The sequence below is a fragment of the Citrobacter sp. 506 genome, assembly GCF_050434985.1.
In the GTDB taxonomy this organism is placed as follows: domain Bacteria; phylum Pseudomonadota; class Gammaproteobacteria; order Enterobacterales; family Enterobacteriaceae; genus Citrobacter; species Citrobacter braakii.
Map to the genome: position 1 here is coordinate 356,633 of NZ_JBNDJN010000002.1, position 17,279 is coordinate 373,911.

Here is a 17,279-nt window from a genome sequence, read left to right on the forward strand (position 1 = left end):
GAAGGAGAGAAAACATGTTCAGGTCACTGATTCTGGCGGCAGTCTTAATGGCTTTTACACCGCTGGCCGCGAACGCTGGCGAAATCACCCTGCTGCCATCAATAAAATTGCAAATTGGCGATCGCGATAATTACGGTAACTACTGGGATGGCGGCCGCTGGCGCGACCGGGATTACTGGCACCATAACTATGAGTGGCGCAAAAATCGCTGGTGGCGTCATGACAACGGCTACCATCGTGGCTGGGATAAACGCAAAGCTTATGAACGCGGCTACCGAGAAGGCTGGAATGACCGTGACGACCATCGCGGTCGTGGGCGCGGCGGTCACGGGCATCGTCATTAAGAAAAGGAACCTGTGGTAACAGAGAATTTTTAACAATGGCAAAGGGTTCCGTTCACCGTATGTTCATTGTTTCTCTGAAACCCTCATTCCCGTAACGGGCAAGGGAGGCTCACCGTCTCCCTTGCCACCCAGGCTTCCGGCAGGAAAAATCGTCACTTCGTGATCCATTCGCCTTATATCGTCTTCCTTCGGATCGCTTCAGTACGCTGACTTTCAGTTCAATCCGTTTCGCTTTAATAAAAAATACCTTTGCGGCTAATCAATCCTTAAGTGACCAGCATTAGCCTGCAGTCTACTTTTTTATGGTCAAATCCTGCGCTTTTTATTTTTCACTATTTGCCCTTGAGCAAAAATCTCCTGAACGTATCTTATCCTCAAGAGAATTCACGTCAGGATTAACTTATGAATGCTAATTTTAAGAATGAAATTCAGACATTTGGTCGATCGCTATTATTACCGATCGCCGTACTGGCGCCTGTGGGGATGGTCATGGGAATTAGCGCTGCGTTAGGGCAGAGCTATATGATTGATAAACTCCCCTTTCTGGGCAATGAAATTTTCAGAGCAATTCTCTCTTCTCTGGGATTAATCAGCAGCGTCGTTTTTAATAATATTCCTTTACTGTTCGCGATGGGTGTCGCCTACGGTATGTCTAAAAAAGAAAAAGGGATTGCTGTATTTGCGTCCGTCGTGGCTTACCTGACTCTGCTTATCGCTATGCATGTGCATCTTAAGCTGGCGGGTACGCTGGCGAAAGAGGATATGGCTTTCGTCGGACAGGGAATGGTATTAGGTATTCAGACGCTGAAAATCGAAGCGCTGGGCGGCATTATTGCCGGGCTGCTGGCAGCTAAAATAACCGACCGTTTTTACCGGCTGCAATTACCTCTCGCTTTCGCCTTTTTCAGCGGTAAAAAATCCGTCGCGATCTTAGCCATTGCTTTTTCCATTCCCGTCGGCTTGATCATTCCTTTTATCTGGGATCTGTTTACCGCAGGTATGCGCGCCATATCAACAATAATGATGGCACCCAACATTGGTGCAGGTATCTATATGACGCTCAATCGCCTGCTGATCCCGTTTGGCCTGCACCACGTTCTCAGTTCCACCGTGCGTTTCACCGCGGCAGGCGGTACGTACCTGATTGACGGGCAGACCTATGTCGGTATTTTGCCCGCTATCAATAAAATCCTGTTTGAGCTTGGTCCCACCCATCCGGCCTGGAAAGAGTATATGCCGACGCTCACCAGCTATCTTGCCTCATCACAAATGCTCACGACGCTGTTCCGCGTTCCGGCGATTGGTCTGGCGATGTACCACATGGCCTATTTCAAGAATAAGAAATTTGCCAAAGGGATGATCCTGACCGTGGTGCTAACCGCCATGCTGGGGAATATTACCGAACCGCTGGAGTTCTCCTTCCTGTTTATCGCGCCAAAACTCTTTATTGTCTATGCGGTACTCTGTGGCTTATTGACCATTCCACTGCAATTACTGGAAGTCTCCATCGGCTATATTCGCGGCACCATTTTTGATTTTGGTATTTTCGGTTTGATGTATGAACACACCCAATGGATTAATTTAATTATCCTCGGCGTGATTAACTTTGTTGTCTTCTATTTCGTCTTCCGCTTCGCGATCGGTAAATTTGATATTAAGACCCCAGGCCGCGAGAGTGAAATCGCTGACAGCACCTTACTGAACAATAAAGAGTACGACAAAGTCGCCGAACTGGTGATTCAGGGGCTGGGCGGGACAGACAATATCAAGCGCGTTGAAAACTGCGTTTCACGGTTACGTATTGATTTGAAAGATCAGAAAAAAATGGACATGGCCATTCTTAAAGAATCTGGCTCGCTGGGAACCTTTATCCCCTCCAGCAACCATGTTCATGTGGTATTCGGCCCACACGTAGAATTTGTCCGTAACGCGGTAGACGACCGCCTCGTCGGTGCGAAATAAATTCAAGGAGATAGTAATGCGTGCACTGTATGATTCAAAAAGCAAAACGATCGACGATCGAGGAATGAAATCTCTCCTCGCGCAGCCAGCACGGGTACAGTCATGGCTCGATGTTGAAGCCGCCCTGGCTCAGGCTCAGGCCGGACACGGCATGATCCCCGCCAGCGCCGCAGTCAATATTACCGCTAACTGCCACGTGGATAAGATTGACCTGACGGAAATGGAACGCCTGCTGCGCGAGATTGGTCACGGCTTCGTTCCGGTCATCAAAGTACTGGTCAAAGCCTGTGACAGTGAAAGCGGAAAATACGTGCATTACGGCGTCACCACGCAGAATATTCAGCAAACCGCACAGCTTTATCTGGCAAAGCAGTTCGATACCATCATGCAGGGTTTTGTGGACGATATTCTGCGTAACCTGGCAAAGATGGCATCTGACCATAAAGCAACGATTATGGCCGGACGTACCCACGGTAAGCACGCGCTGCCCATCACCTGGGGCTATAAAGCCGCCGTGTGGATTGATGAGTTACTGAGCGCCCAGCAGCGCATGCGGGAAGCGGAAAAACGCGTCTTTACCGTGATGATGGGGGGAGCCGTGGGCGCCTTCCACGCAACCGGTGAAACCGGCCGCCGGGTTCAGGATAGCGTTGCCCAAAAGCTGGGAATGCATTCAATGGCGATTCCCTCCCGCAACTCGCGCATTTACCGCACTGAATACATCAGTAATTTGTGCCTGCTGGCGACGACGTTACACAAAATAGCCGAAGAGGTTTATCAGACCTCAAGTGAAGAGTTTGCCGAAGTTTCAGAAGCCTTCACTAAAGGCACCGTTGGCAGCAGCACCATGCCGCAAAAAGTGAATCCTAAACTGGCGAAGGGGATCATCGCCAACGCGCAGAAATTGTACTCAGTATTAACCTCCTGCCTGTATGTCAGCCCACGTCCCTTCGAAGCAGACAGCTCCGCTTACTTTATCTTTGACGGTAATATTCAGGAGAGTATGGAGTTAATGGCTGAGATTGTGATGCGAGCCGAAGAGTTGACGCGGACGCTGGTCATCAATCCTGGTCGTATGCGCCAGAATGTGCAGTTAACGCATGGTCTTATTAATAGCGAAAAAATCATGATGCAGCTGGTGGAAAGGCTGGGCAAAGATGCCGCACATGAACGCGTCTACCAACTGGCAATGCGCAGCACGCATGAAGGCATCCCCTACGCTGATGTGCTGCGCGATGACCCTCTTATTCGCCAGCACTTTAGCGATTCAGAAATTAATACGCTGCTGGATCCTGCTCACTACATCGGCCTTTGCGCAGAAATCGCCGAGGAAACGGCCGCTCGCGTATGGGAGAAAGACAATGGCTGATCCCCTGCTTTCTCTGGCAAGTGAACGCATTGTCACCCCGAATGGAATCGAAAGCGGCTATCTGCATATTGAAAGCGGACGTATTTCTGGCCTCGACAGTACGCCACGTGGAAAAATCGTCGATTATCGCCATGCCATGCTGATGCCCGGTTTTGTGGATATTCACGTTCACGGCTGGGGGAGAGGGTCGTTTGCCTGGAGAGGTGAACGCCGTTCTTTGCAGGCGATGAGCCGGGATCTGGTTAACGCCGGGGTTACCGCGTGGCTTGCAACATCAGCCACCCAGTCGGAAACGTTCTTGCTGGAAAGTCTTTCCACCGCCGCAGACTGGATTGCAGACGCAAAAGCGGAAGATGGTGCCGAAGCGGTGGGTATTCATATGGAAGGCCCCTTTATTAACCCTGCATACAGCGGAATGCAGAGCAAGGACGCGATTCAACCACCCGGTATCGAAGGATTCAAACGCTATCAGCACGCCGCGAGGGGAAATATCCGTCTGATGACGCTCGCCCCCGAACTGCCGGGCGCCCTGGCGCTAATCCGCTATTTACGCCAGTCAGGCGTCACCGTGTCAGCCGGTCATACCGACGCCACCTTTGATGAAACCACCCTCGCTATTGAAGCCGGTTTAACCCACTTTACCCATGCCTTTAGCGCCATGCGCGGGCTGCATCACCGGGAGCCTGGCGTGGTGGGGGCGCTGATGTACCATCAGAATACGTATGCCGAGGTGGCAAAGCAGAGCGGGATTACGTTGCGACCAGAAGTGTTCGACATTCTCTATCGGTTGAAAAAAGATCGCCGGTTGGTCATGGTCAGCGATTGTCTGGGATATGTGGATTTTCCCGAAGGATCTGAATTCCACCATTACCTGCGCCAGGAGACGTTTCGCATTCACAATCATTGTCTTGAAATCACCGACCACAGCGGAAAGACCCGAACGGTTTCACCCACGGAATGGTCCGAAGTGTGCAAACTGGAGATGAGCTTTCTGGACTCCGTGAAAAATGTAGTCGACAGGCTGGAAAAAGGCTGGGTTTCAGCCGCGCAGATTGCCTGCCTTAATCCGGCTATCCTGGCGGGTGTTGACGCGAGAAAAGGCAGCCTGACGTCAGGAAAAGATGCCGATATTCTCGTGTTGGGTGCAGAGTTAAACCTGGAAGCCGTCTGGTGTCGCGGCGTTTCGCAACCTCTGGCTAAATAAAAATATCACTGTAATGCGTATCAAGAAAAATTTTTAACGCCTCCTGGCTCATTCCCTGAACCTGCTGAATAAAGTCCTCAGCAGGTATTTTTTTGCGCGCGGAGGGAAGTCCATTTTCGCGTAATAACAGGAGATCGTCCTGCGTGAGCCAGAAATTCACTTTGACATAATCCAGCCCTGCGTAGCGGAGATGACTCGATATCTTGTTTGTAAAGGTAATCAGCAGGTCGAATTCGAGCTGCTGAAGCCGCGCAATCTCATTGATGTTGATGCAGGCGGGGATTTCAATATGGAAGCGGGAGAAAAGCATCTCTTTAAAATAGCCGACCTTACTCTCTGACGAGTTCGTCACAATAATGACCCGCTTTTTCTTATCGCCAACAACCCGATTTTTGAGCGCATACTTTTTGATAATCAGCACCAGGGTTGCCAGGTGAATAGCAGAAAAGGTCGTTTGCCAGTGATGTTCAATCTCCTTCACCGCATACTGGACATGATCCCATAGCTCAGGATAGCGTCGCTGGACATCATGGAGCTTTTTATCATCGAACCAGAGATGAAATTTATTCTGGATGATGGAGGCATAGATAAAATTATAAATCTCCGCAAACCAGGCGTGCTGATTGTGAATGGTGTTCTCCAGACATCCGGCTAAAGCGTGACAGGTGCGCTTAACGTAAGAGACCAGCCGGGCGTCGTATAATGTGAAGGGGCGATGAGTAAACGTCAGTGAAGCAATCAGCAGATCCAGACAGATATTTTCATCCGCATCAGGCAATACGCCATAAGGAAAGGTCGTCAAAAACTCAGCCGCCGAACTCTCCGTAATTCTGTGTCCCCTGCGGATACGGTGCAGGGCAAGGCTAAGATAGACCAGTAAGTATTTTCTGCCGTTATATCCCAGGGCGATGACCGGACTGATTTTCTCTTCGTAATAGTCTGCCGCCTGGTTTATCTGTGCAGCACACTCATGAAGAAACTGTTCGGCAATCGAACGGCCTGTCGGCTCATTGGCCTGGTGGGCGATAAGTCGGTGATCCTCACCAATTTCGACCGTTTTTAATATCGTCATGCACGCCGCCAGCCGCAGCTGGAACTCATCCCCCGCAAGCCGGGATCCTTTACGCGGGATACTTTGCACAATCAGATCGCGTTCCTGCACCAGGCTCATCATGACGGGATTATCATTTTTTACCGTTCCCGCACTGACATAAAATTTTTTGTAATAATCATTTTTATTCACGACATCGTGCAAACAGAGCGCCACAAAGAGATCCTTCACCCTCTCTTCTGCCGTAGTGATATAGCGATTAAACTGGACGCGCGCTAAAAACTGTCGGTATTCGCTGTAGCCAATCCGGGTGGTAATAAACTGATTATCCTGATGTAGCTGGACATTCTCTGGCAGAAGTTCATTGAGCTCTTTCATTGTCCGTTTTAGCGTGGAGAGCGTTTTACCGAAACGCTCGACAGCCTCTTCAACGGGGAGCGGACTGTTGTCCTGGAGATATTTCAGGAAAGAGAGATCAAAGTGATTCATGAACGCCTGCCAGTTAATTATGCAGGGCACATAATAGAGGAAAAGCTCAATTAAAACCGTGACCCGTCGCGAGTCACGGTTGATTATAGCCCCATCGCCGTGCCTGCCAGTAGCCAGAGATTGAGCGCCACGACCAGTATCACAATGACCCAGCCAATCTGTTTAACGCAACGACGATTGACCAGATCCCCCATCAGCTTACTGTCGCTGGTGAAGATCAGCAGCGGCACCAGCGCCAGCGCGATACCAAAACTGAGCAACACCTGACTCATCACCAGAATACGGGTCGGATCCAATCCCATCAGAATCACAATAAATGATGGCATCATGGTGACGGTACGGCGTACCCATAGCGGAATGTGAAAACGGATAAATCCTTGCATCACCACCTGCCCCGCCAGCGTACCGACCACGGTAGAAGAGAGTCCCGCAGCCACCAGGCTTAAACCAAACACCGTCGCTGCAGCGTGACTCAACAACGGTTCAAGTGTCAGATACGCCTGATCGAGATCGGCAATACCGGTATGCCCGCTAAAATGAAATGCAGCGGCAGCCGTCGCCATCATCGCCAGATTGACAAATCCGGCAATCGTCATGGCGATAGCCACATCCCATTTAGTGGCCGCATAGCGCTGTTGGCGTGTTCCGCCGTGCAAATGCTGAGTTAAGGAAGAGTGCAGATAAATGACGTGCGGCATGATAGTCGCACCGAGTACCCCAGCGGCCAGGAACACCGCTTCGGAATTAGGCAGGCTTGGGATCACCATTCCCTTACTAAGCTGCGCAAAGTTCGGTTGGGAAAAAACCAGCTCCACAATGTAAGCCGCGGCCACAAACAGCAGCAGGCCGCCAATCACCTTTTCCAGCGGTTTTTGACCGCGACGCTGCAGCATCAGAATTAAGAACGTCGCGATACCGGTGAGTACGGCCCCTTGCAATAAGGAAACGCCGAGGATCAGTTTGAAGCCAATCGCAGCGCCAATAAACTCAGCAAGGTCTGTTGCCATAGCGATAATTTCTGCCTGCACCCAGTAGAACCACACCACCGGGCGAGGATAATGATCGCGAATTTGCTCCGCCAGGTTTTTACCCGTAGCAATGCCGAGTTTTGCCGACAGCACCTGAATCAACATCGCCATCAGGTTTGCCCAGACCACCACCCACAGCAATTGATAACCAAAGCTGGCCCCTGCCTGGATATTGGTGGCGAAGTTACCCGGATCGATATAGCCGATCGCCGCGATGAACGCAGGTCCCATTAATGCGAGCTTCAACTTGCGCGCTGCCCGCCCACTGCTACTCTCAACGCGATCGTTAGTCATTTTAGTGCCTCAGAAACATAGCCTTTGCTATATTTCAAGCTACGCCTACTGAGAATGATTATCAAATTCATTTTAATGGGTGACGTTGATTTCTCTGATAGCGTTTGTCTATGGATCGATAAGGATTCTGGAAATACCGGCGAGATGTTTAATTATTGTTATGAGAATAGCACAATGACATAACTTTTCACTTCCATACTAAACATAACGGAAGTGTATCACCGATCACTAATTTTGAATCTCGTCACAGGTCCTTATTATAGTGTGTGTTTGATCTCGTTTTCTTTATGGTTGTTACATAGAATGTGCACGAAAACTAAACCTGCCTCATATTTGGAGCAAATATGGACCGCGTTCTTCATTTTGTCCTGGCCCTTGCCGTGGTTGCGGTACTCGCACTGCTGGTAAGCAGTGACCGTAAAAAAATCCGCATTCGTTATGTTATTCAATTGCTTGTTATCGAAGTGTTACTGGCATGGTTCTTCCTGAACTCTGATGTCGGTCTGGGCTTCGTGAGAGGCTTCTCCGAGATGTTTGAGAAACTGCTCGGGTTTGCTAATGAAGGGACAAACTTTGTCTTCGGTAGCATGAACGATAAAGGCCTGGCATTCTTCTTCCTGAAAGTGCTTTGCCCGATCGTCTTCATCTCCGCCCTGATCGGTATTTTGCAGCATATCCGCGTACTGCCGGTAATCATCCGCGCGATTGGTTTCCTGTTATCCAAAGTAAACGGTATGGGCAAACTGGAATCCTTCAACGCCGTCAGCTCTCTGATCCTGGGTCAGTCTGAGAACTTTATCGCCTATAAAGATATTCTCGGCAAAATGTCTCGCAACCGTATGTACACCATGGCAGCAACGGCGATGTCGACTGTTTCCATGTCTATCGTCGGCGCGTACATGACCATGCTGGAACCGAAGTATGTGGTTGCGGCGCTGGTTCTGAACATGTTCAGCACCTTTATCGTGCTGTCGCTGATCAACCCTTACCGCGTTGATGCCAGCGAAGAAAATATCCAGATGTCTAACCTGCACGAAGGCCAGAGTTTCTTCGAAATGCTGGGTGAATACATTCTGGCTGGTTTCAAAGTGGCAATTATCGTTGCGGCGATGCTGATTGGCTTCATCGCACTGATCGCTGCCCTGAACGCCCTGTTCGCCACCGTGACCGGTTGGTTTGGCTACAGCATCTCCTTCCAGGGCATCCTGGGTTACATCTTCTACCCGGTTGCATGGGTAATGGGTGTGCCGTCCAGCGAAGCGCTGCAGGTAGGCAGTATCATGGCAACTAAACTGGTTTCCAACGAATTCGTTGCGATGATGGATCTGCAGAAAATCGCCGCTACGCTCTCCCCGCGCGCAGAAGGCATCCTGTCCGTGTTCCTGGTTTCCTTCGCTAACTTCTCTTCCATCGGTATTATCGCCGGTGCGATTAAAGGCCTGAACGAAGAGCAAGGTAACGTGGTTTCTCGCTTTGGTCTGAAGCTGGTGTACGGCTCTACGCTGGTGAGCGTACTGTCTGCATCTATCGCCGCACTGGTGCTGTAAGCGTAAGACAACGTCGCAGTGATAAGACCGGGGAGATTCATATTCTCCCCGGTTTTTTTATGCCTGCGATTCAGCAAACCAAAGAGATAAAGAGTAAGAACTGGCAGGATGCAGAAACAAAAAACCCCCGCTTTTCAGCGAGGGTTTAAATTTTGGTGGAGCTAAGCGGGATCGAACCGCTGACCTCTTGCATGCCATGCAAGCGCTCTCCCAGCTGAGCTATAGCCCCACGATGCTTTTACGTACGTACCAAATTCATTGGGATTAAATTTGGTGGAGCTAAGCGGGATCGAACCGCTGACCTCTTGCATGCCATGCAAGCGCTCTCCCAGCTGAGCTATAGCCCCATTACGTAAAGCTTGTCGAGTTGACGGGCGGCATCATATGAATTCCCTTCGCGTGTGTCAACGGCAAAATTAACTCATAGAATTCAATCGCTGAAAAAGCAGTCAAATGAAGAACATTGCGTAACAACTCGCATTCAGTAGTTAAACGCGTCACGGTTTCTACTAAAATGGTGCTATAAAATGAACCACTAATTAACCCCACGACTATTCAGGGAATCGTTATGTTCAAGGAACGGATGACGCCAGAAGAACTTGCTAATCTGACCGGATACAGCCGACAGACCATCAATAAATGGGTACGCAAAGAAGGTTGGGCGACATCACCAAAACCAGGCGTTCAGGGCGGTAAAGCCCGGCTGGTTCACGTCACCGAACAAGTTCGTGAATACATTCGCAGCGCTGAGCGTTCAGCCGAAGGTTTATCAGATAACTTATCGTTATCCGGCGATACCTCTGTTGAAGCGCTGCTGATTAGGCTCGCCAAAGAAATGACGCCGTCAGAACAGAAAATGTTTACCTCACTGATCCTGCGTGAAGGCATTACGGGTTTATTACAGCGTTTAGGGATCCGCGAAAACAAATAATATGAAAAAATTACGCAGCAAAATGACGACCGAAGAGCTGGCGGAATGTCTCGGGGTTGCCAAACAAACCGTCAATCGTTGGATCAGAGAACAAAACTGGACTACCGAAAAGTTTCCCGGCGTTAAAGGTGGTCGTGCAAGACTGATTCATATTGACTCCAGCGTCCGCGCGTTTCTGCTCAATATTCCCGCTTTTCGCAAAGTTCCTGAAGTTTATCAGGCTGAAGAACCGCTGGCAGAATACACCCACGTAGTACGCAGCCACGCGTGTCGCCAGATAATTAGCGCACTGGACAACATGTCCCCAACGGAACAAGAAAAGCTGGCGATGTATATTTCGCGCGAAGGTATTCGCACTTTTCTTACTCGTTTGGGTATTGATGAGTCTGAATAACAGGCAAAAAAAACGGCAGGATACGCTCCTGCCGTTGTTTCATCGGTCAATCAGTCTTATTGCTGGCTTTCACGCTCAGCAATAAACGCCAGCGCTTTATTAATACGCTCAATGCTGCGGGATTTACCAATCGCATGCACCGTAACGTCTAACGCTGGGGACTGACCCGCGCCGGTAACGGCTACGCGCAGCGGCATCCCGACTTTACCCATGCCAACTTCCAGTTCATCAGCCGTTGCCTGAATCGCATGGTGCACGTTTTCTGCCGTCCACTCGCTAATCGCAGCCAGCTTGTCGCGAACCACTTCCAACGGCTGACGTGCAACCGGGCGCAGGTGTTTCTTCGCTGCATCAGCGTCGAACTCGGCAAAGTCTTCGTAGAAGTAGCGGCAGCTCTGCGCCATCTCTTTCAGCGTTTTGCAGCGCTCACCGAGCAGTTTAACCAGCTCTGACAGCTGCGGGCCTACGCGAGTATCGATATTTTCCTGCTCAATGTGCCACTGCAGATGGGTTGCTACATATTCCGGCGCCAGCGCATTAATATAGTGATGGTTCAGCCACTGCAGTTTTTCAGTGTTAAACGCACTCGCAGACTTGCTCACCGCACCGAGGGAGAACAGTTTGATCATCTCTTCACGGGTGAAAATTTCCTGATCGCCACTGGACCAGCCCAGACGCACCAGATAGTTCAGCAGCGCTTCCGGCAGGTAACCGTCGTCGCGGTATTGCATAACGCTGACCGCACCGTGACGTTTGGAGAGTTTTTTACCATCGTCACCGTTGATCATTGATACGTGTGCGTAAACTGGCACCGGCGCATTCAGCGCTTTCAGGATATTGATCTGACGCGGAGTGTTGTTGATATGGTCTTCACCACGAATAACGTGGGTGATTTCCATATCCCAGTCGTCGACAACAACGCAGAAGTTGTAGGTCGGGGAACCGTCGGTACGGCGAATGATCAAATCATCCAGCTCCTGGTTGCTGAATTCGATCGGCCCACGGATCTGGTCGTCAAAAATAACGGAACCGTCCTGCGGGTTGGCAAAACGGACCACGCAAGGTTCATCAGCAGCATGATGCTCGTGGCCGTGGCGGCATCGGCCGTCGTAACGCGGCTTCTCACCGTTCGCCATCTGCTCTTCGCGCAGCGCGTCCAGACGCTCTTTAGAGCAGTAGCATTTATATGCGGTGCCTGCTTCCAGCATTTCATCAATCACCGCATTGTAGCGATCAAAACGTTTGGTCTGGAAGTACGGGCCTTCATCCCATTCCAGATTCAGCCAGTTCATGCCATCCATAATGGCTTCAATAGCTTCCGGAGTGGAGCGTTCGAGATCGGTGTCTTCAATACGCAGCACAAACTCACCGCCATGGTTGCGTGCAAAAAGCCAGGAATAAAGAGCAGTACGCGCACCGCCGACGTGCAGGTAGCCTGTCGGGCTTGGCGCGAAGCGAGTTTTGATTTTCATGAAATGGCCTTACGTTTATAAAGATGCCGACAACCGGCAAATCCAGGGAAGATTATCAGGCTCGTATTCTATCACCGTGGTCTGATTCCTCAATGTTGTTCAGGTTGGAACATTACGCTTTGCCATTTTCGTATACAAATCATGCCGCACGGATTGTTTTGCGATCGTTTTGTTTAAATTTACGACGAACGAACAATTTCTTTAGAAAATGCGTTGACTCATTTTCAACTCTCCCTATAATGCGACTCCACACAGCGGGGGTGATTAGCTCAGCTGGGAGAGCACCTCCCTTACAAGGAGGGGGTCGGCGGTTCGAACCCGTCATCACCCACCAACTACTTTATGTAGTCTCCGCCGTGTAAAACAAGAAATTGAGAAGTGGGTGATTAGCTCAGCTGGGAGAGCACCTCCCTTACAAGGAGGGGGTCGGCGGTTCGATCCCGTCATCACCCACCACTTTCTCGCCAGCTGGATTTCTTGTTAAAATGTGAAGTACCGAAGTGGGTGATTAGCTCAGCTGGGAGAGCACCTCCCTTACAAGGAGGGGGTCGGCGGTTCGATCCCGTCATCACCCACCACTTCGGGTCGTTAGCTCAGTTGGTAGAGCAGTTGACTTTTAATCAATTGGTCGCAGGTTCGAATCCTGCACGACCCACCAATGTAAAAAGGCGCCCTAAAGGCGCCTTTTTGCTATCTGCAATTTATAAGATTCGAACCTGCAGCAGGTCGAGTCGAACGTAGTGAGACAACGGAGCCGTTTACGGCGACGGCCCGAAGGGCGAGCGAAGCGAGTCATCCTGCACGACCCACCATTGTAAAAAGGCGCCTTTTTGCTATGCAGAGAAGAACCATTTCCCCTCTGATAACCACCAGCGTGAGCGTTATAACTGATACAACGGATCGCGGGCGCGGGCTGCGGTTAATTCACTGGCCTGCATACGCACCACATCCCACAGCGCCTGAGCAGCGGTTGATAAAGAGCGGTTTTTACGTCGGGCCAGCATCAGTTGCCGTTCAACAACCGGCGTCAGGCGCTTAACCTGCAAGTGACTGCCCTGCGGTAAGGGGAGCGCCAGCGCGGGCAGCACGCTGATGCCAATCCCCGCCTCAACCATCGGAAACAGCGTGGCGGGATGGCCAATCTCCTGAACGATATTGGCATCAATGGAAAAATGGGCCAGCGCAGCGTCGATCAGCGGTCGACTACCGGAAGCATAATCCTGTAGCACCAGGCGTTCATGATACAAATCCTGCCAGTTCACCCACTCTCGTTGGGCTAACGGATGATCCTGGCGACACAGCAGCAGGAACGGTTCGGACAGCACGGCTTCACACTGCAAATCGGTGACTGCGCCGGGATCAATCACAATGCCAAAATCCACTTCTCCCTGGCGAATACTCTCCAGCACCCATTGCTGTGGCCGGTCGTGCAGCACAAAATCGATAGCCGGATAAAGCTGATTACTCTGGGCAATACACTGCGGAATAAGATGAGCAGAGATCGTCTGGCTGGCGGCAACCCGCACCGTGCCGGTTAACTGCGTTCCTACCTGTCCGGCTTCGCGCAGCGTGCTATGCAATTCATCCAGAATACGTTCCAGCCGCGCCGCCAACTGGTGTCCGGCCTCCGTCAGTACCACTTCCCGCGTCGTTCTGTCCAATAACCGCACACCCGTCTGCCCTTCCAGCTCTTTTACACTATGGCTGACCGCCGACTGGCTTAAGCCGATGATATCCCCCGCCCGGCTAAAGCTTTTGGCCTGAGCGACGGTGACAAAGATACGCAACTGACGCAGAGAGTAATTCATCTATTCGATTCATATATGGATGCAATAAATCAATTTTATTTCTCAAACGGAAAAAAGCAAAATGTTACTACCGAATTTCAGGAGTCTTTATGAAACTTTTTCGTATTCTTGATCCGTTCACGATAACGCTGATAACCGTTGTTTTGCTGGCGTCCTTTTTCCCGGCCGAAGGTGGTTTTGTGCCTTTCTTTGAAGGCTTAACCACCGCCGCCATTGCCCTGCTGTTTTTTATGCACGGGGCGAAACTCTCGCGTGAAGCCATTATTGCCGGTGGTAGCCACTGGCGTTTGCATCTGTGGGTGATGTGCAGCACGTTTGTTGTCTTCCCGGTTCTGGGCGTTCTGTTCGCCTGGTGGGCGCCGGTCAACGTTGACCCGATGCTGTACACCGGTTTCCTGTACCTGTGTATTTTGCCTGCCACTGTGCAGTCGGCCATCGCTTTTACGTCGCTGGCGGGCGGTAACGTTGCCGCCGCCGTTTGTTCTGCTTCGGCCTCCAGCCTACTGGGTATTTTTCTCTCGCCGCTGCTGGTAGGGCTGGTGATGAATATGCACGGCGCAGAAGGCAGCCTGGAGCAGGTGGGTAAAATCATGTTGCAGCTGCTGCTGCCGTTCGTGCTGGGTCACCTTTCACGTCCGTGGATTGGAAACTGGGTTTCTCGACATAAAAAATGGATCGCGAAAACGGATCAATCCTCTATTTTGCTGGTGGTGTACTCCGCCTTCAGTGAAGCCGTCGTTAACGGGATCTGGCACAAAGTGGGGGTGGGTTCACTGCTGTTTATCGTGGTGGTCAGCATCATACTGCTGGCAATCGTGATTGGCATAAATGTCTTTGTTGCGCGCAAATGCGGCTTTAACAAAGCTGATGAAATCACCATTGTATTCTGCGGTTCGAAAAAGAGCCTGGCGAACGGGATCCCAATGGCAAATATTTTGTTCCCGACTTCGGTGATTGGGATGATGGTGCTGCCGTTGATGATCTTCCATCAAATACAGCTAATGGTGTGCGCCGTGCTGGCGCGTCGCTACAAGCAACAGACGGACGCATTGCAGGCGCAACAGAAAAGCCGCGCCGCGAAGGCTTAAAGAGGACGTTTCAGGGGCTGCACCAGTTGCGTCAGCCCCTCAGTTTTAATCAGCAGCGTGGTTTGCATCAGCTCGCCAAGCTTGCCCGGCGGGAATTCATCCTTACGGGCAAACCACAGCAGATACTCTTCCGGGACATCAATCAACCGACGCCCTTTATATTTGCCAAAGGGCATCACAGTATTGGCGATGTCAACCAGCTGCTCTTTTTCCATCTCAGGCACCCAGTAAGCGGATCATTTCAGCTTCATCGATCACGGCAATACCCAGTTCCTGAGCTTTTGCCAGTTTCGAACCCGCCGCTTCACCGGCAATAACCAGATCGGTTTTCTTCGACACGCTACCGGCCACTTTTGCACCTAACTCGGTCAGTCTCGCTTTGGCGTCATCGCGCGACATCAGGCTCAGGCTCCCGGTCAGCACTACCGTTTTACCTGCGAAGGGGCTGTCGATTTCTTCAGCGTTAATGACCACCGGCGCTGGCCAGTGGATCCCCTGCGCCAGCAGTTGAACAATTACCTCGCGGTTGCTCTCTTCGGCGAAGAAATTAAACACGTGCGTCGCCACCACAATGCCGACATCCGGCACTTTTTGCAGCTCTTCAATAGAAGCGGCTTCCAGCGCGTCGAGCGTGCCAAAATACGCCGCCAGACCAGCAGCCGTAGCTTCGCCGACTTCACGAATACCTAGCGCATAGAGGAAACGGGCAAACGTGGTTTCTTTCGCTTTTTCCAGCGCATTGACCACGTTTTGCGCCGACTTCGGCCCCATACGATCTAGCCCCGTCAGTTTACCGGCGGTCAGGGTGAAAAGATCCGCCGGCGTGTGGACATACTCTTTCTCGACCAGTTGATCGATAATTTTGTCGCCCATACCGTCAACGTCGAGCGCGCGGCGGGAAACAAAGTGTTTCAGCGATTCCTTACGCTGTGCTCCACAGATTAAACCGCCGGTGCAGCGAGTGACCGCTTCGCCTTCCACACGTTCAACGTCAGAATTACAAACCGGACAATGCGCTGGAAACACAATTTCGCGGGTATCTTCCGGGCGTTCAGAAAGCACGACGTTCACCACCTGCGGGATGACATCGCCCGCACGGCGAATGACGACTTTATCGCCAATACGCAACCCCAGACGCTCGATTTCATCAGCGTTATGCAGCGTTGCGTTACTGACCAGCACCCCGGCAACCTGGACCGGCTCAAGGCGGGCGACGGGCGTAATCGCCCCGGTACGTCCAACCTGAAACTCAACATCGCGTACGAAAGTCATCTGCTCCTGCGCCGGGAACTTAAAGGCCACAGCCCAGCGCGGCGCGCGGGCAACAAAGCCCAATTGCTCCTGCAACGCCATAGAGTTGACTTTGATCACCACGCCATCGATATCAAATCCCAGCGTTGGTCGGTCTTCTTCAACCTTGTGATAGTAAGCAAGTACTTCCTCCGGGGAGTCGCAAAGCGCCACTCTGTCGCTTACCGGCAGGCCCCACTCTTTAAATTGCAGCAGGCGGCCCAGATGGGTATCTGGCAGCACGCCGCCTTCCAACACACCAACGCCATAGCAGAAGAAAGTAAGCGGTCGCTTCGCTGTGATACGCGGATCAAGCTGGCGCAATGAACCGGCCGCCGCGTTACGCGGGTTAGCAAACACTTTGTTGCCAGTGCGGCGGGCCTCTTCGTTAATTTTTTCAAATCCGGCCTGCGGCAGGAACACTTCACCGCGCACTTCCAGACGTGAAGGGATGTTTTCGCCACGCAGTTTTAACGGGATCGCGCGAATGGTGCGCACGTTAGAGGTAATATCCTCACCCGTGGTGCCATCACCACGCGTTGCGGCGCTGACCAGCACACCGTTTTCATACAGGATACTGACTGCCAGGCCGTCCAGTTTCAGTTCACAGCACCAGGTCAGTTTATCGGTACTCTTTAACCTATCCTGCACGCGCTTGTTGAAGGCGAGAAAACTCTCTTCATCAAACACGTTATCCAGCGACAGCATCGGCACTTCATGGCGAATCTGGCTGAACGCGGTTAACGGCGCGGCGCCAACGCGTTGGGTTGGCGAGTCGGGGGTAACAAGGTCCGGATGCTGCGCTTCCAGTTCGCGCAGTTCGCGCATCAGGCGATCGTATTCCGCATCGGGAATTTCCGGCGCGTCCATCACATGGTAGAGATACTCATGATGGCGAAGCGTGGTTCGCAGTTCTGTCAGTTGTTGTTCGATTGATTCCATATCGCACCATCAATGATAAAAAACCCCCGACAGGCGGGGGTTTAGAAAGGAAATGTCACGCCAGAG

General features: G+C 51.4%; 15 protein-coding genes, 6 tRNA genes and 1 other RNA gene. 13 read left to right on the plus strand and 9 right to left on the minus strand.

What is annotated here, in order from left to right; all coding sequences use genetic code 11:
- Nucleotides 1-14 precede the first annotated feature (14 nt).
- The 4 genes from ypeC to ABIE10_RS11725 all read left to right on the plus strand — a co-directional run bounded on the left by ypeC (nucleotide 15) and on the right by ABIE10_RS11725 (nucleotide 4,879).
- Nucleotides 15-344 carry a DUF2502 domain-containing protein YpeC gene (gene ypeC, locus ABIE10_RS11710; protein ID WP_016153906.1) on the plus strand — a complete coding sequence of 110 codons (330 nt, stop codon included), beginning with the start codon at nucleotides 15-17 and terminating at the stop codon, nucleotides 342-344.
- Between the two features lie 402 nt (nucleotides 345-746).
- Nucleotides 747-2,306, plus strand: a complete 1,560-nt coding sequence (locus ABIE10_RS11715; RefSeq protein ID WP_016153907.1) for a PTS transporter subunit EIIC — start codon at nucleotides 747-749, stop codon at nucleotides 2,304-2,306.
- Between the two features lie 16 nt (nucleotides 2,307-2,322).
- Entirely contained in the window at nucleotides 2,323-3,675 is a 1,353-nt protein-coding gene (locus tag ABIE10_RS11720) for a class-II fumarase/aspartase family protein (RefSeq protein ID WP_181547166.1), read from the plus strand.
- Nucleotides 3,668-4,879, plus strand: coding sequence for an N-acetylglucosamine-6-phosphate deacetylase (locus ABIE10_RS11725; protein ID WP_200046902.1), 1,212 nt, complete (start codon nucleotides 3,668-3,670; stop codon nucleotides 4,877-4,879). Before ABIE10_RS11720 ends, ABIE10_RS11725 begins: the two co-directional genes overlap by 8 nt.
- On the opposite strand, the gene ABIE10_RS11730 is transcribed toward ABIE10_RS11725, so the two are convergent.
- From ABIE10_RS11730 to ABIE10_RS11740, 3 genes are all read right to left on the minus strand, one after another.
- Entirely contained in the window at nucleotides 4,872-6,419 is a 1,548-nt protein-coding gene (locus ABIE10_RS11730) for a hypothetical protein (protein WP_429155768.1), read from the minus strand. The genes ABIE10_RS11725 and ABIE10_RS11730 overlap by 8 nt on opposite strands.
- An 83-nt stretch (nucleotides 6,420-6,502) precedes the next feature.
- Nucleotides 6,503-7,741 (minus strand): Nramp family divalent metal transporter, encoded by a 1,239-nt coding sequence (locus ABIE10_RS11735; RefSeq protein ID WP_016153911.1) that lies wholly within the window; start codon nucleotides 7,739-7,741, stop codon nucleotides 6,503-6,505.
- Nucleotides 7,738-7,812: a hypothetical protein gene (locus ABIE10_RS11740; RefSeq protein ID WP_422651152.1), complete on the minus strand. Its 75-nt coding sequence runs from the start codon at nucleotides 7,810-7,812 to the stop codon at nucleotides 7,738-7,740. Before ABIE10_RS11740 ends, ABIE10_RS11735 begins: the two co-directional genes overlap by 4 nt.
- A gap of 273 nt (nucleotides 7,813-8,085) precedes the next feature.
- Between ABIE10_RS11740 and nupC the strand changes: the two genes are divergently transcribed.
- Entirely contained in the window at nucleotides 8,086-9,288 is a 1,203-nt protein-coding gene (gene nupC, locus ABIE10_RS11745; protein ID WP_016153912.1) for a nucleoside permease NupC, read from the plus strand.
- A 153-nt stretch (nucleotides 9,289-9,441) separates the two neighbouring features.
- On the opposite strand, the gene ABIE10_RS11750 is transcribed toward nupC, so the two are convergent.
- Nucleotides 9,442-9,517 (minus strand) — tRNA-Ala (locus ABIE10_RS11750).
- Nucleotides 9,518-9,559: 42 nt separating this feature from the next.
- A tRNA-Ala gene (locus tag ABIE10_RS11755) sits at nucleotides 9,560-9,635 on the minus strand.
- 221 nt (nucleotides 9,636-9,856) lie between these two features.
- Here ABIE10_RS11755 and ABIE10_RS11760 point away from each other — a divergent pair.
- Both ABIE10_RS11760 and ABIE10_RS11765 read left to right on the plus strand, forming a co-directional pair.
- Nucleotides 9,857-10,219, plus strand: a complete 363-nt coding sequence (locus ABIE10_RS11760) for a YfeC-like transcriptional regulator (protein WP_429155770.1) — start codon at nucleotides 9,857-9,859, stop codon at nucleotides 10,217-10,219.
- Nucleotide 10,220: 1 nt separating this feature from the next.
- On the plus strand, nucleotides 10,221-10,613 hold the full coding sequence (locus ABIE10_RS11765; RefSeq protein ID WP_016153914.1) for a MerR family transcriptional regulator: 393 nt from the start codon (nucleotides 10,221-10,223) through the stop codon (nucleotides 10,611-10,613).
- Nucleotides 10,614-10,669: 56 nt separating this feature from the next.
- Here the strand turns inward: ABIE10_RS11765 and gltX are convergent, their stop codons facing one another.
- Nucleotides 10,670-12,085, minus strand: coding sequence for a glutamate--tRNA ligase (gltX, locus tag ABIE10_RS11770; RefSeq protein ID WP_005130009.1), 1,416 nt, complete (start codon nucleotides 12,083-12,085; stop codon nucleotides 10,670-10,672).
- A 258-nt stretch (nucleotides 12,086-12,343) separates the two neighbouring features.
- Here gltX and ABIE10_RS11775 point away from each other — a divergent pair.
- The 5 genes from ABIE10_RS11775 to ABIE10_RS11795 all read left to right on the plus strand — a co-directional run bounded on the left by ABIE10_RS11775 (nucleotide 12,344) and on the right by ABIE10_RS11795 (nucleotide 12,897).
- Nucleotides 12,344-12,419: transfer RNA gene (locus ABIE10_RS11775), tRNA-Val, on the plus strand.
- 46 nt (nucleotides 12,420-12,465) lie between these two features.
- Nucleotides 12,466-12,541, plus strand: a tRNA-Val gene (locus ABIE10_RS11780).
- Between the two features lie 46 nt (nucleotides 12,542-12,587).
- A tRNA-Val gene (locus ABIE10_RS11785) sits at nucleotides 12,588-12,663 on the plus strand.
- A gap of 4 nt (nucleotides 12,664-12,667) precedes the next feature.
- Nucleotides 12,668-12,743 (plus strand) — tRNA-Lys (locus tag ABIE10_RS11790).
- Nucleotides 12,744-12,772: 29 nt separating this feature from the next.
- Nucleotides 12,773-12,897: non-coding RNA, RtT sRNA (locus tag ABIE10_RS11795), on the plus strand.
- Nucleotides 12,898-12,966: 69 nt separating this feature from the next.
- Here ABIE10_RS11795 and ABIE10_RS11800 read toward each other — a convergent pair.
- On the minus strand, nucleotides 12,967-13,893 hold the full coding sequence (locus tag ABIE10_RS11800) for a LysR family transcriptional regulator (RefSeq protein WP_016153919.1): 927 nt from the start codon (nucleotides 13,891-13,893) through the stop codon (nucleotides 12,967-12,969).
- Between the two features lie 89 nt (nucleotides 13,894-13,982).
- Here ABIE10_RS11800 and ABIE10_RS11805 point away from each other — a divergent pair, with 89 nt between their 5' ends.
- Nucleotides 13,983-14,981: a bile acid:sodium symporter family protein gene (locus ABIE10_RS11805; protein ID WP_016153920.1), complete on the plus strand. Its 999-nt coding sequence runs from the start codon at nucleotides 13,983-13,985 to the stop codon at nucleotides 14,979-14,981.
- Here ABIE10_RS11805 and ABIE10_RS11810 read toward each other — a convergent pair.
- Nucleotides 14,978-15,196 carry a DUF3820 family protein gene (locus ABIE10_RS11810; RefSeq protein ID WP_200080337.1) on the minus strand — a complete coding sequence of 73 codons (219 nt, stop codon included), beginning with the start codon at nucleotides 15,194-15,196 and terminating at the stop codon, nucleotides 14,978-14,980. The genes ABIE10_RS11805 and ABIE10_RS11810 overlap by 4 nt on opposite strands.
- 1 nt (nucleotide 15,197) lies before the next feature.
- On the minus strand, nucleotides 15,198-17,213 hold the full coding sequence (gene ligA, locus ABIE10_RS11815; protein ID WP_049282268.1) for an NAD-dependent DNA ligase LigA: 2,016 nt from the start codon (nucleotides 17,211-17,213) through the stop codon (nucleotides 15,198-15,200).
- Between the last annotated feature and the right edge of the window lie 66 nt (nucleotides 17,214-17,279).